The 15,188-nt window shown below is 70.3% G+C and carries 15 protein-coding genes; 5 read left to right on the forward strand and 10 right to left on the reverse strand.

Annotation, left to right across the window (positions count from 1 at the left end; all coding sequences use genetic code 11):
• Nucleotides 1-323: 323 nt before the first annotated feature.
• On the forward strand, nucleotides 324-1,358 hold the full coding sequence (locus tag EXE42_RS00005; protein WP_137705659.1) for an LLM class flavin-dependent oxidoreductase: 1,035 nt from the start codon (nucleotides 324-326) through the stop codon (nucleotides 1,356-1,358).
• A gap of 445 nt (nucleotides 1,359-1,803) precedes the next feature.
• Here EXE42_RS00005 and EXE42_RS00010 read toward each other — a convergent pair whose 3' ends face one another.
• From EXE42_RS00010 to EXE42_RS00025, 4 genes are read right to left on the reverse strand one after another with little or no spacing between them, the layout of a single operon-like run.
• Complete coding sequence (locus EXE42_RS00010; protein WP_137705660.1) at nucleotides 1,804-2,928, reverse strand: deoxyhypusine synthase; 1,125 nt, start codon at nucleotides 2,926-2,928, stop codon at nucleotides 1,804-1,806.
• Between the two features lie 39 nt (nucleotides 2,929-2,967).
• Nucleotides 2,968-3,252, reverse strand: a complete 285-nt coding sequence (locus tag EXE42_RS00015; protein ID WP_092920132.1) for a ubiquitin-like small modifier protein 1 — start codon at nucleotides 3,250-3,252, stop codon at nucleotides 2,968-2,970.
• A gap of 23 nt (nucleotides 3,253-3,275) precedes the next feature.
• On the reverse strand, nucleotides 3,276-4,652 hold the full coding sequence (locus EXE42_RS00020; RefSeq protein ID WP_137705661.1) for a cation:proton antiporter regulatory subunit: 1,377 nt from the start codon (nucleotides 4,650-4,652) through the stop codon (nucleotides 3,276-3,278).
• On the reverse strand, nucleotides 4,649-5,917 hold the full coding sequence (locus EXE42_RS00025) for a potassium channel family protein (RefSeq protein WP_137705662.1): 1,269 nt from the start codon (nucleotides 5,915-5,917) through the stop codon (nucleotides 4,649-4,651). Before EXE42_RS00025 ends, EXE42_RS00020 begins: the two co-directional genes overlap by 4 nt.
• 117 nt (nucleotides 5,918-6,034) lie before the next feature.
• Between EXE42_RS00025 and EXE42_RS00030 the strand changes: the two genes are divergently transcribed.
• On the forward strand, nucleotides 6,035-7,210 hold the full coding sequence (locus EXE42_RS00030; RefSeq protein WP_137705663.1) for an NAD-binding protein: 1,176 nt from the start codon (nucleotides 6,035-6,037) through the stop codon (nucleotides 7,208-7,210).
• A 39-nt stretch (nucleotides 7,211-7,249) separates the two neighbouring features.
• Here EXE42_RS00030 and EXE42_RS00035 read toward each other — a convergent pair whose 3' ends face one another.
• The 6 genes from EXE42_RS00035 to sdhC all read right to left on the reverse strand — a co-directional run bounded on the left by EXE42_RS00035 (nucleotide 7,250) and on the right by sdhC (nucleotide 12,097).
• Entirely contained in the window at nucleotides 7,250-7,885 is a 636-nt protein-coding gene (locus EXE42_RS00035) for a uracil-DNA glycosylase family protein (protein WP_092920128.1), read from the reverse strand.
• A gap of 84 nt (nucleotides 7,886-7,969) precedes the next feature.
• Nucleotides 7,970-8,197 carry a TrmB family transcriptional regulator gene (locus EXE42_RS00040; RefSeq protein WP_092920127.1) on the reverse strand — a complete coding sequence of 76 codons (228 nt, stop codon included), beginning with the start codon at nucleotides 8,195-8,197 and terminating at the stop codon, nucleotides 7,970-7,972.
• Between the two features lie 294 nt (nucleotides 8,198-8,491).
• Nucleotides 8,492-10,321 (reverse strand): FAD-binding protein, encoded by a 1,830-nt coding sequence (locus EXE42_RS00045; RefSeq protein WP_092920126.1) that lies wholly within the window; start codon nucleotides 10,319-10,321, stop codon nucleotides 8,492-8,494.
• Between the two features lie 79 nt (nucleotides 10,322-10,400).
• Nucleotides 10,401-11,291, reverse strand: coding sequence for a succinate dehydrogenase/fumarate reductase iron-sulfur subunit (locus tag EXE42_RS00050; RefSeq protein WP_092920125.1), 891 nt, complete (start codon nucleotides 11,289-11,291; stop codon nucleotides 10,401-10,403).
• 7 nt (nucleotides 11,292-11,298) lie between these two features.
• Complete coding sequence (locus tag EXE42_RS00055; RefSeq protein WP_092920124.1) at nucleotides 11,299-11,670, reverse strand: succinate dehydrogenase hydrophobic membrane anchor subunit; 372 nt, start codon at nucleotides 11,668-11,670, stop codon at nucleotides 11,299-11,301.
• A 1-nt stretch (nucleotide 11,671) separates the two neighbouring features.
• Nucleotides 11,672-12,097, reverse strand: a complete 426-nt coding sequence (sdhC, locus tag EXE42_RS00060) for a succinate dehydrogenase, cytochrome b556 subunit (RefSeq protein WP_092920123.1) — start codon at nucleotides 12,095-12,097, stop codon at nucleotides 11,672-11,674.
• A 232-nt stretch (nucleotides 12,098-12,329) separates the two neighbouring features.
• On the opposite strand from sdhC, the gene EXE42_RS00065 reads away from it, so the two are divergent.
• The 3 genes from EXE42_RS00065 (at nucleotide 12,330) to EXE42_RS00075 (ending at nucleotide 14,770) form a co-directional block, all read left to right on the forward strand.
• Complete coding sequence (locus EXE42_RS00065; protein ID WP_006628233.1) at nucleotides 12,330-12,524, forward strand: cold-shock protein; 195 nt, start codon at nucleotides 12,330-12,332, stop codon at nucleotides 12,522-12,524.
• Nucleotides 12,525-12,695: 171 nt separating this feature from the next.
• On the forward strand, nucleotides 12,696-13,397 hold the full coding sequence (locus EXE42_RS00070) for a TetR/AcrR family transcriptional regulator (RefSeq protein ID WP_092920122.1): 702 nt from the start codon (nucleotides 12,696-12,698) through the stop codon (nucleotides 13,395-13,397).
• Nucleotides 13,394-14,770, forward strand: a complete 1,377-nt coding sequence (locus EXE42_RS00075) for an MFS transporter (RefSeq protein ID WP_092920121.1) — start codon at nucleotides 13,394-13,396, stop codon at nucleotides 14,768-14,770. Before EXE42_RS00070 ends, EXE42_RS00075 begins: the two co-directional genes overlap by 4 nt.
• The last annotated feature ends 418 nt before the right edge of the window (nucleotides 14,771-15,188 follow it).

Raw genomic sequence — 15,188 nt, forward strand, 5'->3', positions numbered from 1 at the left:
TCCAAAGCCCCAGCCGCGAGGACTCGCGCGGCTCGCTGCGCTCCTCAGTCGCTCGCGCTGCTCGCTCCTTGCGGTGCTTGCGTCGCCGTGCTTCGCCCTCGCGGCTGCCCCTTTGATTCCCGCCCCGCCAGCACCGCGACCGCACCTCACGCCTCCCCAGCCTCGCGGTTCGCGCTCTTCGAGCGCTCACCGCGTCCCTCGCGCGTGCCGCTCGGCCGCGGGGCGGCCTCGCAGGCACGCGCCACCGCACCGGATCCAGTTGCGGTCCGCCACGACGCCGCCGGCACCCAAACCGTTTCCCGCGACCGTCGCCGACCGCGGACATGGACCTCTCAGTCGTCGACCTCTCGCCGGTCCCCCGCGGCGGCACCGCGGCGGACGCGTTCGCGAACACGGTCGACGCCGCGAAACAGGCCGAGCAGCTGGGCTACGAGCGGTTCTGGGTCGCCGAACACCACGGAATGGGCGACCGCCTCGCGGGCACCACGCCCGAGGTGCTGCTCGGGCGGCTCGCGGGCGCGACCGACTCGATCCGGATCGGCTCGGGCGCCGTCCTCCTGAACCACTACAGCCCGTTCAACGTGGCCGAGTCGTTCGGCGTCCTCGACGGGCTGGCGCCCGGCCGCGTCGACCTCGGGATGGGCCGGGCGAACGGCTCGCCCGCCTCGGACCGCGCGCTCGGCACCGACCGGCGCGTCGAGAACCCGAACGAGGACCACCGCGAGCGGATCACCGCCGTGGTGAACCACCTCCGGGACGCGTATCCCGAGGACCACGCGTACGCCGACCTCTCGGTGCCGGGCTCGGATTCGGGGCCGGCCGTCCCGTGGGTACTGGGGTCGAGCCCGGCGAGCGGGGAGATCGCCGGCGAACTGGGGCTCCGCTACTGCTTCGCCGGCTTCATCCGCCCCGGCTTCGCCGAGCGCGCGTTCGCGGCCTACCGCGAGGCGTTCGACCCCGAGGGCGGGCTCGGGGGGCTGGACGAGCCGCGGGGGCTGGTGGCGGTCAACGCGGTCGCGGCGGAGACGGACGAGGCCGCGGCCCGGCGGCGCGCCCCCGCGGAGGCGACGTTCCGCCGGATGAAACGGGGGGAACTGGGCGACGAGACGCCGACCGTCGCGGAGGCGGTCGACGAGCTCGGCGGCGCGCCCGAGCCGACGCCCGCGACGCTGGACGACGACGAGTGGCCGCGGTCGATCTCCGGGAGCCCGGAGACGATTTCGGGGCTGTTGGAGCAGCTGGCCGACCGGGTCGGCGTCGACGAGGTGATGATCCAGCACACGGTTCCCGACCACGACGACGCGCTCGACTCGCACGCGCTCCTCGCCGAGGCGATGGATCTGGACACGCGAGGATAATTCGGCTCCGACGTGGTGGACGTTTTCGACCGCTTAGTTGGATAGGCAAACCGATCGCCGGTGACGGGCACCGCCAAAGCCCCAGTCGCGAGAGCTCGGCGCGCTCGCGACAGCGTGGCGCTACGCGCCATGGGCAACCGGCGGCTCTGCCGCCGGTGACTGCCCCTTTGCGTCCCGCACAGCACCGCAACCGCACCTCACGCCTCCCCAGTCTCGTCGGCCTCCCTCCGCTTCGCTCCGGTCGGCCGACTCCAGCGAGGGACCGAAGGTCCCGCTGGCAGCCGGCGCGTCGCGCCGGCGACAGCGAGGCGCGACGCGCCTCTGGCAGTCGGGCGAAGCCCGACGACCTCGCGCGTGCGGTTCGCGGCCTGTCGGCCGCTCACCGGCACGCGCCACCGCGGATCGATTTATAATCAATGACGCGGTCAGAATTGCGCTCGCGCTCCTACTCCACGCGCTCGCGGGCGGCGGCGACGAGCATCGGGAGCATCACCGTCGCGTCGCCGTAGACCGAGGCGTTGCGCGCGTCCTTCTCCAGTTTCCCCCACGAGCGCGCCTCGTCGAGGCTCGCGCCGGAGAGCCCGCCGGTCGCCTCCGGGTCCATCGTGATCTGGACGGCGTAGTCGTAGGCACGCGGCGTGACGAGCATCGTCTGGAGCGTGAAGTTCTTCGGGACGCCGCCGCCGACGAGCAGACAGCCGGCGTCGTCGGCGTCGAACGCGAGGTCCGTCAGTTCGGTCATGTCCGCGAGCGCGTCGAGCGTGAACTCCGCGGTCTGGGCGTACATCCACGCCTGAAGCCCCAGGACGGAGTCTTGAACCGCGGGGCAGTAGATCGGCACGTCGCACTCGTAGGCGGCGGCCGCGACGCCCGGCCCCTCGGCGACGTCGTCGCGCTCGTTGACCGCGGCGTTCGCGCGGCCGAGTTCGCGCGTGAGGTCAGCGATCGAGACCGCGCCGTCCCTCGGTCCGTCGCTCTCGCCGCCGCCCTCGGCGTCGGCGCCGCGGTCGGCCTCCAGCGCCGGGAACACCTCCTCGCGGAGGTGCCCCTCGAACTCGGCGAAGTGCTCTTGGGGAAGGTAGACGTTGTAGATGCGGTCGACCTCCTCGTCGCGGAGCCCCTCGTCGTGTTCGCGGGCGCTCTTCTCCGGATCGTGGGTCCGGCCGTGGTGGTGTTTCCCGCCGATGGCCTCGATGGCGTCGTGGGTGAGGTTCGCCCCGGTGGTCACGAGGGCGTCGACGTAGCCGTCCCGGATGAGGTCGGCGACGATCCGGCGCATGCCGGCGGGGACCATCGCGCCAGCGAGCGAGCAGAACACGGTACAGTCCTCGTTCGCGAACATCTCCGCGAGCACGTCTCCCGCCTCGTTGACCGCGGCGGCGCCGATCCCCGCGTCGCCGTAGCCGTCGACGAGTTCGCTCACCGTCATCCCGGCGGTCGCGCGGGTGTGACCCATCGGGTCCTCGTGGAACTCCTCGCGGTGCGGGCCGTGGTCGCCGTGGGCGTCCGCGGCGTGGTCGTCGCCCGCGTCCCCGGTCTCGCCTCGCGTCCCCTCGTCGCTGTCGGTCATGGCTCCCGATGGGGGCGGCGTGCGTTTGAAACGACCGGTCTACCGCCCGACGGTCCCGCCGCTCACGGGCGGGAACAGCGCCAGTTCGTCGCCCGCTTCGAGCGTCGCGTCGAACCCCTCGTCGTGGCGGACGCTGCGCCCGTTCCGGAGGACGTTGATGTGGTCGGCGACCGTCCCGTCCTCGATAACGCGGTCCCGGAGGTCGGGGTGCGCGTCCAGCAGCGCGTCGAGCGCGTCGCCGACCGTGTCGCCCGGCTCCGCGTCGACCGTCACCGCGCGGTCGCCCGCGATCTCCGCGAGGTCGGCGAACAGCTTCCACTCCATACGCGGATCCCCGCGCGGGCGACTCAAGAGCGTTGCGTCCCGTCGGAGTCGGCGGCGACGTCGGCGTCGTGGGAGTCCCCGACGGGTCCGTCCGCGGAGGTCGCCGGGTCCGCGCCCTCGGTCCCGGTACTCCCGGCGGTCGCCGTTGCGGCCGTCTCGAACCGACGGATCGCGTCCGGGCGGCCGACGAGGTACACGAGGTCGCCGGCGCGGAAGGCGTAGGCGCGCGGCGGGATCGGTCTGACCGACTCGTCGGCCGGACGGACCGCGGCGACGACGGCCCCGACCTCGCCGACGGTGCTGCCGTCGAGGTCGCTCCCCGCCCCGACGGTGACGGAGGCCATCGTCTCGTCCGCGTTCCGCAGCAGCGAGGCGAACTCCCGGTCCGCCCGCGGCTCCGCGGGCAGCGTCACGAGCCGGTAGTCGCCCTCGTCCGTCAGCGGTTCGGCGTCCGACTCGTCGAGCGCGACGGTGACGGCGTCGCCGGCGACCCCCCGCAGTTCGCCCGTCGCGACGCGCTTCGGCTCCGGACCGTCGCACCACAGCTGGACCGTGTCGCCGGCGGTGGCGTTGTTCGGGGGGTCGGCCGCCACCGCGACCGCCGCCGAACCCGGCGCGAGCGTCGGACCGAGCCCGGCGGCGCGAGAGCCGACCGCGAAGTACTCGACCGACCCGTCCGCGTCGAGGTCGACGTCGACGTAGCCGACGCCGTACTCGGCTTTGAGCCGGGCGACGAGCCGCTCGCGGAGTTCCGCCGCCGACAGCTTTCGCGGGAAGAGCAGGGTCGTCTCGGCGATTTCCGCCTTCTTTTCCGGGGAAACCGGGTCGTACGTGTCCATGTCGGCGATGTCGTCCGCCGGCGGGAGCGTCACCGCCGTGAACCGCCCCACCGCGCGCACGATGCCGCTCAGCTCCCCTTCGAGCTGCTTGGCCCCGGAGAGCGCGAACACGTCGACCGCGAGCCGGTCGCCCGCGTACCGGCCGACGGGGGCCGTCACCGCCGCGACGCCGAGCGAGACGAGGTTGAAGAACACGCTCTCGGGCGCCAGGAGGGCGGGGTTGTCGCCGACCGCGACCGACCCAAGCGATGTCGTGTTGAGGTACAACGCGACGACGGAGACGCCGATCAGACCGGTCACTCCCTCGGGTATCTCCGCGCGGAAGTACCAGCGGTAGGCCAGCGCCGCGCCCCCCGCGAAGAGAGCGGCGACGACCGCGAACGTGACGAGGGTGACCGCCGCCTGTCGAGGGCGTGCGAAGCCGACATCGACCGCGGCGGCGAGGGGGGAAGCGACGAGAGGGGAGGCGGCGAGAGGGGAGGCGGCGAGAGGGGAGGCGGCGGTGCCGAGGTCGACCCCCGCGACGACCGCGTCCGCGGCGGCGGCGAGCGCGAGCGTCACGCCGCCGCCTCCGTGAACCGGTCGAGGGCGTCGCGGCTCCCGACGACGAACAGGGCGTCGCCCGCCGACAGCGACTGCGATCCGCTCGGCGCGATCGTCCACGACTCGTGACGGGCCGCGAGGACGGCCACGTCGTACGCCTCGCGGACCTCGGCCTCGCCGATGGTGTGGCCGTCGAGCGGCCCGCCGGCGACGACAGACACCTTCCGGAACCGCTTCCCGGCCCGCCGCAGCAGGGCCGTGAGCTCGTACTCGCGGCGAGTGCCTCGCGACAGCACCAGCACGCGCCCGCGGTCGACGCCGAGGAGCGCCGTCGCCTGCGAGCGGTCGACGGCGAGCGTCACTCGCCCCTCACCGCCGGTCGTCGTGGGCGCGGTCGCGGCCGGCGGGGAGGAGACGGCGGCCTCGCCGCCGTCGGCCCGGAGGTCGTCGTCCGCGTCCGGGTCGTCGCCCGCGGTGGGAGCGGGTTCCGGCGTCGCGGCGGCCCCCGGTTCCGGCTTCCCGCTCGATCGCGCGGCGAGGACCGCCCCCTCGACGTCGGCGTCCGGAGTGATCACCCGGACCACGTCGCCGCGGGCGATACCGGTCGGCACGAGCGCCGACACCGACACCGCGCGCTTCCCGTCGGGCACCCGTTTCGAGAGCGCTCCGGCCGGCGGCGCGGCGGAGACGGTCGCCCGCGCCTGCTCGTCGATCCGGACCGCCACGTCCGCCAGGTCGAGTTCGGTCCGGAGCCGTTCTGCGAGCCGGGCTTCGAGCTCCGCGAGCGGGAGGTCGGCCGGGAACGTCCAGTCGCCGTCGACGATCGCTCGGCGCGTGTCGGCCGGTAGCGACGGGTACCCCTCCATGTCGTTCACCTCCCCCGTCACCTCGACGGAGACCCGCCCGCGGCCCCCGACGAGCTCGATCACGTCGGTCGAGAGCGTCCGGTCGCGGAGCTGTTTGAGCGAGATCCGCTTGGGGACGGTAGCGCCGAGCCGGTCCCCCTGCGCGTGGGCGTACATCGAGAGCATCAGCACCACGACGATCGCCGTGAGGATCGCCGGCGCGCGCTCCGACGACCGGATCGTCTCGTCGTTGAGCGCGAGCAGCCCGCCGTTGACGCCGGCGATCGCGAGCGACAACACGACGACCCCGAGCCCGGGAATAGTCACGTCGGTGACGTACTTGAACACGAACCCGAGGACTCCGGCCACCAGCGCGGGAACGATCCCGGTGATGACGCCGAGGTAGACGCCGAAGACGATCTCGACGGGCAGCGACATACGCCCCCCAACCGGCGGCGCGGTTAAACGTGTGTCGGCGCGGGGGTCCGACGACGCGACGATTCACCGCCACGTGCGCCTCGCGGGGTTTAAGTCCGGTCTCGGCGACGCGGGGATATGGAGCTGACCCGGGACTGGGTGACCGTCCGAGCGTCGATCCTCCTGACGTTCGCGGTCGCGGTGCTGTCGATCCTCGCCGGGCTCGCCCAGATCGGCGGGCTGGGGGTCTCCGGCCCGCTCGCCCCGCTGGTCCCCGACTTCGTCCGCCAGACCGTCGGCTTCACGGGGACGATCACGGGCTTTTCGATGCTCGGGAGCGGCTTCGCGCTGAAGAACGGCTACCGCGTCGGCTGGTACTCCACGGCGATCCTGCTCCCGCTGACCGCGCTTCAGGGGCTGATGCAGGCGTCGGTGCTGTCGTTCCCGCTCGTGGCGCTGTCAGTCCTCTCGGTGCCCGCGCTGGTCTACAACCGTCGTCGGTTCGACAGGCAGTTCTCGCCGTCGCCGACCCAGCTCGCCGCCGGCGCGGCGCTCGTGACCGCCGTCTCGTACGGAACGGTCGGGACGTACGCGCTACGCGACCGGTTCACCAACGTGGAGACCATCGTCGACGCGTTCTACTTCACCGTCGTCACGGCCTCGACCGTCGGCTACGGCGACATCTACCCCCAACCCGGCGCCGCCGCCGACATCGCGCAGCTGTTCGTGCTCTCCTCGCTCGTGATGAACGTCGCCGCCTTCGCGGTGGCGCTCGGGGTCCTCCTCACGCCCGCCATCGAGGCGCAGCTCTCCAAGGCGCTCGGAAAAATGACCGACAGACAGATCGACCTCCTCGACGACCACGTCCTCGTTTTAGGCTACGGGGACCTGACGGAACCGATACTCGAAGAGCTCGCCGCCCGCGACGGCGTCGACTACGCGGTGGTGACGCCCGACGAGACCGCCGCGAGGCGGCTCGCGGAGCGCGACATCCCGGTGTTCACGGCAGACCCCAGCGACGTCGATCCGCTCGAACGGGTGAACCTCGACGGCGCCCGCGCGGTCGTCGCCGCGACCGAAGACGACGCGCGCGACGCGCTCGCCATCCTCACCGCCCGTCAGCTCAACCCGGACGTGCGGATCGTCGCGGCGGTGACCCAGCGGGAGAACGTCGACAAGCTCCGCCGCGCCGGCGCCGATCAGGTGATCTCGCCGTCGACGCTCGGCGGGCACATCCTCGTCGACTGCGCGTTCGGCGCCGACAGCAAGGAGGCGACCGAGGGAATCTTAGACGACGTCGACCTCGACGACTGAACGACGACGGCGCGCGGCGGCGAACGACGCTCCGCCGGCTCAGCGGCTCTGCCGTCCCTTCGTCTGCCGGTAGTCGCGGCTCAACACGTTCTCGCGCATGTGATCGCGGAAGGCGTCGGCCTCGGCGTCGCTCATCTCCGCCGGCTCCTTCATCGGCACCAGTTCGAACCCGCGCCCGCGGACCGTCGTCGCGTGTTCGGCGTCGACGTCGAAGGAGTCCGGCCGGCGCGTCGTGTACTCGACGGCCAGCTCGCGGAGGGGTCGCTCGCCGACCGGCACGATGATCTGCGGGTTTATCATCCGGATCTCCGCGTTGAGGAAGGGCTCACAGGTATCCACCTCGCGATCCGTCGGGTCGCGGTCCGGGTGTCGACACCGCGTCAGGTTCGTGAAGAAGACGTTCTGGACGTCCGGCTCCGCGGCGTCCGACTCCGACCGGACGAAGCCGAGGTCACCGAAGATCGACTGGACGCGCTCGCCGCCCCCCTCGCCGGTAAAGGGGACGCCGTTGCGCTCGGCGGCCGCCGTCGGCGCCGTCCCGACCACGAGGAACTCGGCGCCGACGTCGCCGTAGCCGTGAACGACGCGCTCGCGCGCGCCGCACAGCTCGTCGCAGTTCTCGCAGTCGGGGTCCATCGCGAACGGGTTCTCGAACTCCGTCTGGTTCGCGTCCACGGTCGGTGTGAGCGTTCCGCGCCCCTAAACGCTCCGACGCGAGGCGGGTCTCCCCGTCGATCCCGCGTCGAGAAAGCGGCCGCGTCAGTTCGGCACGTAACAGTCGCCGTCGCAGTCGACGAGCCCCTCGCTGCGGAGGGTTTTCAGGATGCTGTACAGGGAGAGCTTCTTCATCCCGAGCGACTCGCCCATCTCCGAGACCGTGGCGTCGCCGTTCGTGGTCAGGTAGAGGTACACGAGCTTTGCGCGGGGCGACTGGAGCTCCCGGGGGAGCGCCGGGGCCGTCGCGGACGCGGTTTCGGTTTCTAACATCTTGTCCGATCCGTTGAGTTCGACGATAATAAACCCCCATTTCAACGTTCGTCGAAACTCCAGAAGGGGCTCGAAAAGCGATTGCCTCCGGCGAAAACGGCATATTCGAGTAGAGTACGTCGATCGACGAACGCTCAATCGACGAATATCGACGCCAGATTTCGATCGTCGACGGATAGCAAACCGTGAACGATCCGGATCGATCGGGCGAGGCGCGGCGGAGCCCGCGACGGGGCCCGGCGAGGTCCACACCGGGACCGCCGCGTCGCGAGCTGCCCGGCGTTGGCGACCGGCTCAGTACGAGCGACTCTTCGGCTCGTACGTCTTGTTCTCGCCCTCGAGGACGACCGGTTTGTACCACAGCTCCGGCTCGCCGTCGTTCCACGAGATGAGCGTGTGTTTCAGCCAGTTCTCGTCCTTGCGCTCCTGATGCTCCTTGCGCCAGTGAGCGCCCCGGAACTCCTCGCGGGCGAGCGCGCCCATCGTCAGCGCCTCCGCGAGGTCGAGGATGTTCCGCGTCTCGATGGTGTGGATGAGGTCGGTGTTGAACGTCCGCGACGGGTCCGACACCGCGACCTCCTCATACGCCTCGCGGGCCTCGCGGAGGTCCGCCAGCGTCTCCTCGAGCCGGCCCTCCTCGCGGAACACGTTGACGTTGTCCGTCATCGTCTCCTGGACCGCGGAGCGGATCTCCGCGTGGTTGCGTCCCTTCCGGGAGAGCAGCTCCTCGACGCGCTCCTGCGCGCGGTCGACGGCCGCCCCGAGGACGCCCTCGGCGTCGGTCGCCACCGCGCCGCCGTCGGCCGCGGCCGTGCCCGAGCCGCCGGTGTCTCCGACTTCGACGCCGAACTCGTAGTCGGCCGGCTCCCAGTCGCTGGACCGGCCGGTCGTGACCTCGGCCTCGCCCATCTCCTCGCCGGCGGCGTGACGGCCGGCGCGCTTGCCGAAGACGATGAGTTCGGGCAGCGCGTTCCCGCCGAGACGGTTCGCCCCGTGAACGGAGGCGCAGGCGCACTCGCCGGCCGCGTACAGCCCGTCGATCACCGTCTCGCCGAACTCGTTCGTCTCGATACCGCCCATCGCGTAGTGCTGGCCGGGTTTGACCGGCATCGGCTCCGTGAGCCCGTCGGCGCCCTCGAAGTCCTCAGCGAGGTGGAGGATGTTCTCCAGCCGGTCGAGGATGCGCTCCTCGCCTAAATGCCGCATGTCGAGGTGGACGTACTCGTCTTCGATGCCGCGCCCCTCGTTGACCTCGGTCAGTTCGGCGCGCGAGACGACATCGCGGGAGGCGAGCTCGCCGTCGTTGTTCGCGTACCCGTGTTCGAACATGAACCGCTCGCCCTCGCTGTTGTAGAGGATACCCCCCTCGCCGCGGACGCCCTCGGAGATGAGGACGCCCGTCGACGGCAGCGTCGTCGGGTGGAACTGGATGAACTCCATGTCCTCCATCGGGACGCCGGCGCGGTACGCCATCGCGACGCCGTCGCCGGTGTTCGCCACCGCGTTGGTGGTGTGGTCGAACACCTGCCCCATCCCGCCCGTCGCGAGGATGACGCCGTCTCTGGCGCGGAAGCCGCTGATCTCGCCGCTTTGGATGTCGTACCCGACCACGCCGTGGCAGGTCCGCTCCGCGGGGTCGTCCTCGTCGGTGACCGCCAGGTCCATCACGTGCCACTCGTCGTACACCGTGATCCCGCGTTTGACCACCTGCTCGTACATCGTGTGGAGCATCTGGTGGCCGGTCTCGGCGCCCGCGTAGGTCGTGCGCGGGAACGAGAGGCCGCCGAACGGCCGCTGGGAGACGCGGCCGTCGTCCTCGCGGGAGAACGGCATCCCCCAGTGTTCGAGGCGGATGACCTCCTCGGGGCTCTCCTGACAGAGCGCCTCGACCGCGGGCGCGTCACCGAGGTAGTCGGACCCCTTCATCGTGTCGTAGGCGTGGTCCTGCCAGGAGTCGGCGTCGCGCAGCGCCGCGTTGATGCCGCCCTCTGCCGCGCCCGTGTGCGACCGGACGGGATGGAGCTTCGACACCATCGCCACGTCCGCGCCCGCTTCCTGTGCCGCGATCGCCGCCCGGAGTCCCGCCCCGCCGGCTCCGACGACGACGACGTCGTGTTCGTACATTGTTGGGATGTAATTTCGTAGGTTCCGGAGTCCCTTGATACTGTCTGTCGGGATCACCGGGAGTCGTTTTAGATTCGATTCACCAGAACTTCAGGTTGTTCTTGACCGCCTCGCGTTTCAGCTCCTGGATGTGGTCGGTGAGAGGAATGTCCTTCGGGCACACTTCCGTACAGGAGAACTGGGTCTGACACCGCCAGACCCCGTGTTCCTGCTCGATGATCTCCAAGCGCTTCTGTTTGATATCCTCGCCTTCCCGCTCGTCCATCGCGAACCGGTACGCCTTGTTGATCGCGGCCGGCCCGAGGTACTCGTTGTCGCCCGCGGCGATGTTACACGAGGACATACACGCGCCACACCAGATACAGCGCGTGGACATCTTGATCTTCTCGCGGTTCTCCCGGTCCTGACGCTGCTCTTCGAGCTCGCCGTCCGGGTACTCGTTCGTCTGGAAGTACGGCTCGACGGCCTCCATCTGGTCGTAGAAGTGCTCCATGTCGACGACGAGGTCCTTCGTCACCTCGGCGTGCGGGAGGGGTTCGACGCGGACCGGCTCTTCGAGGTCCGAGATCTGGGTCTTACACGCCAGCTTCTGGCCGCCGTTGACGAACATCGCGTCGGACCCGCACACCGCCTGCCGGCAGGAGTGCCGGAACGTGAGCGAAGAGTCGTACGTGTCGCGCGCGTACATCAGCGCGTCGAGGACGGTCATCCCCTTCGTGAACGGGACGTGGAACGTGTCGAACCGCGGCTCCTGTTTCCCCTCGACCTGCGGGTCGTAGCGGAACACCTTCAGCTCCACCGTGCTCTCGTCGGCGGCCGCCTTCTCGGCCTCCTCCGCCTGCCGCTGCTCGCGGCGCTCGGCCGCGCGGCGCCGCTTCTCGGCGCGGCGCTCGTCGCCCTTCGAGGCCGGCTCCGTCTCGGCGTCGGTCTCGCTCGATTCCTCGGTCTGCTTCGGAATTTGCGTGCTCATTGTCGGGTCAGTAGAGTCCGATTCCCGCCCACGCGTTCGCGGTGCGGATTCCCTGCGCGATCAACACGACGCTCGCGGCGACGAGCGTCCACTTGATCACGGTGCGTTTCGTGCCGGTGAGCCCCTGGTTCACCAAGGCGTTGTAGACGCCGTTGACCCCGTGGAACGTCGCGGTCACGAGGAAGAGGATCATCAGCGAGTAGTAGCTCAGCTGCTCCATCCGGGCGGAGCTGGCGAGGAAGGACACCTCGTCGGCGTGGTGGACGAAGTGAAGCAGGAAGAAGTGGAACGCCAACACGACTAAGAGGAAGACCGCCGTGACCCGCTGGAGCAGCCACATCCGACCGCCCGACTGGAACGAGGAGTAGCGCTCGGCCATCTCAGAACGCCCCCGCGATGAACGTCGGCACGGACGCGACGGTGATCGCTCCGGTTAAGATTAGCGACGCGTAGAAGCTCTTGTCCTGTGCGTCCAGCCCGATACCGAGGTCGACGAGCAGTAGCCGGGTCCCGTTGAGCATGTGGAAGACGGCGACGGCAAGCAGGCCGACCTCCAGGATGCGAACCAGCAGCAGCCCCTCCAGCGAGACGATGGTCTGGGTGTACACGTCGTTCCCCGCGGCGATCGCCGCTTCGCTCGCACCGGCGGCCGGAATCCCCGTACTCAACACGGCGATGTGCGTGAACAGGTACCCGATGAGCACCCATCCCGTGAACTTGTGGAATATCCACGCCCACATCCCCGCCTCGAACTCCCGCCAACGGCCGAAGTCCTCGATGAGGCCTCGATTGTACGACTGACTCATACTAACGGTTCTGAACCGGGGTCGTATAGTAGTTACTAACACGGCGGCGCTCGCTCCCGCGTCTCGGAAATCCGGGGAGCGCTCCGTCGGGCCGGAAAGGCGTCTCGACGCCGGATCGCGGGAGGTGTCGCGACTCCGCCCGCGGGCGTCGTCCCGCCGTCGGACCGCACCGTTCCACGCCGCGGCCCGTCGCGGAAGCCTTATATGTCCCACTCCCGCTTCTACGGTCGTAATGGCGAAAGGCGAAGTTGACTTCTTCAACGACACGGGCGGCTACGGTTTCATTTCGACTGACGACGCGGACGAGGACGTGTTCTTCCACATGGAGGACGTCGGCGGTCCGGACCTGGAGGAGGGTCAGGAAGTCGAGTTCGACATCGAGGAAGCGGACAAGGGTCCGCGCGCCACGAACCTCACCCGTCTGTAAGTCGGCGACGACACCGAGGCGAATCGGCTTTTCGACTGTACCCGTTCCCGGAGCGGCCGCGCCGGAGCGCGTTCGGCCGCCGAGCGGCGGGGGCGCGGCAGCGGCGAGCGGGTCCGGTGGAACGGCTCCGACCGATAGGGATTTACCGATCGTTGACTGACTAGTCAGTCAATGAGCGACGCGCCGAGCGCGGCGGAGGAGATCATGGACGGAGTGTACAGCGCCCTCCGCGCTCACGGCTACGCCGACCTGACGATGCAGGACATCGCCGACGAGTGTTCGAAGAGCAAGTCGCTGCTTCACTACCACTACGACACGAAAGAGGACCTGCTCGTCGCCTTCCTGGAGTACGTCATCTCCGACTCCGAGGACCGGATCGCGGCCCGCGCCGACGACCCGCCCGTCGACCGACTGGTCCAGTTCGTCGGGTGGTTCGTCTTCGCCCCCGACGAGGCCGACCGCGAGGCGTTCCACATCGCGCTGTTGGAACTGCGCACGCAGGGGCCGTTCAACGAACGGATCCGCGAGCAGTTGGCGCGTAGCGACCGGCTGCTCCGCGGGACCGTCGCCGACATCCTGGCGGACGGCATCGAGACCGGCGTCTTCCGCGACGTCGACGTCGAGGAGACGGCGGCGCTGCTCGTGGCGACTCTCGACGGCGCGCGGACCCGACAGATCACCCTCGCGGGCGCCGAACGCGGCGACGAGGCCGACGGCTACACCCGCCAGGTCGCCGAGGCGGCGCTCCGGCGGACCGTGGGGCCGCTGCTCGTCGATGGCGTCGAGCTGCCGCCGCTCGACGCCGGGATCGAATCCATACGGCGGGACCGGGACGGGTCGGAGAGCGACGGCGCCGCGGGAGACACGGAATGACCCGCTTCGGGTTCGAGCGGCCGCCGCCGGTGCTGCTCGCGGTGATCGCGAGCACGTTCTTCGTCGGCTTCGGCGGCGGCGTCGTCTTTCCGATCCTGCCGAACCTCGGTGCGGTCCTCGGTATCTCGGCGTTTATGGTCGGCGTGATCCTCTCCGCGAACCGGTGGGTCCGGCTCGTCGCGAACGCGCCCGCCGGCGCCCTCGTCGACCGATACGGGACGCGCAAGCCGTTCGTGGTCGGGCTGTTCGTCGAGGGGGTCGCCACGCTCGGTTACGTCGTCGCGCTCGTGATGCCGCCCGCGGAGTCGCTCCGTCCCCTCGCGGCCTCGCTACCGACGCTCGCGGCGGGCCCGGTGACCATCGGCGCCGAGGAGTGGTTCGCTCCGCTGGCGGCGGCCGTCGCGCCGGAAACCTGGTTCCTGATCGCACGGATCCTGTGGGGGCTCGGCTCCGCCGCGGTGTTCGCGACCGCGTACACCATCGCCGCCGACCTCTCTGACGGCGGCTCGCGGGGGACGAACATGGGGATCGTCCGCGGCGGGATCACGATGGGGTTCCCGGCCGGCCTCGTGCTCGGTGGGATCGTCTCCGCGATCGCGGGCAACGTCGCGGCGTTCGTCGTCGCGGCCGCGTTCGCGCTCACCGCCAGCGTCGTCGCCCACCGCTACGTCCCGGAGACGCACGTCACGAGCGACCGCTCCGGGGACTCGATCAAGCCGTGGGAGGTCGACACCGCCGTGCCCGCCGTGACCGTCGGGCTGGTCAACTTCGGGCTGATGTTCGCGTACATCGGCGCGCTGTTCTCGACGCTCGTCCTGTTCCTCGGCGCGAACGACATCTCGCTGTTCGGGCTCGCCCCGCAGGGGACCTCCGGGCTGTTCATGGCGGGCACGGTCGTCTCGGCCGCGGTCTTCATGCTCGCCGGCGGCCGGATCTCCGACACCCGCGACTCCCGGACACCGATCCTGCTGACGTTCCTCGCCGTCTCGTTCGTCGGGTTCCTGCTGCTCGCGCGGGCCGGGTCGGTCGTCTCCTTAGGCCTCGCCTGCGTCTTCATCGGCGCCGGGCAGGGCGGGACGAGCGGCCCGATGATGGCCCTGCTCGCGGACCTGACCCCCGACGAGCGGATGGGGCGCGCCTCGGGGACGAACAACGTCCTCGGCGACGTGGGCGGCGGCCTCGGCCCCATGGTGTCGCTCCCGCTGATCGAGGCGGTCGGGTTCACGCCCATCTACGCCGCCTGCGCCGTCCTCCCGCTGCTCGCCGGCTGCGTCCTCCTCCTCGGCGTCCGCCGGGAGACCGGCTCGTTCCTCCCCGGGCGCGTCGCGGACGAGGCGGGTGCGAGCGATCCGTCGAGCGTGGTCGATTCGTAGCCGGATGCGTCCTTGACCCTGCGTGGACACGATTTATAGATAAACGAGGCGGTGGCGCGTGCCTGCGAGCGGCCCTTGGCCGCGAGCAGCACGCGCGAGGGAGTCGGCCGACCGGAGGGAGGCCGACGAGGCTGGGGAGGTGTGAGGTGCGGTTGCGGTGCTGTGCGGGGTGGGACTCAAAGGGGCAGCCGCGAGGCGGGCGCAGGCGACGCAAGGACCGCAAGGAGCGAGTGAAACGAGCGACTGAGGACCGCAGCGAGCGTGCGCCCGCCTCGCGGCTGGGGCTTTGGAAGTGTTCGCCGCCGAACCGCGATCAACTATTTATAAACGAGGGACTGGGGCTTTGGGGGCGTTCTCCGCCGATCCGGCATCAGACATTTATAAATGAGCGGCTAGGGGTTCGCTATTGCTCCACTCG

The organism is Halorubrum sp. SP3, assembly GCF_005435195.1.
GTDB lineage: Archaea > Halobacteriota > Halobacteria > Halobacteriales > Haloferacaceae > Halorubrum > Halorubrum sodomense.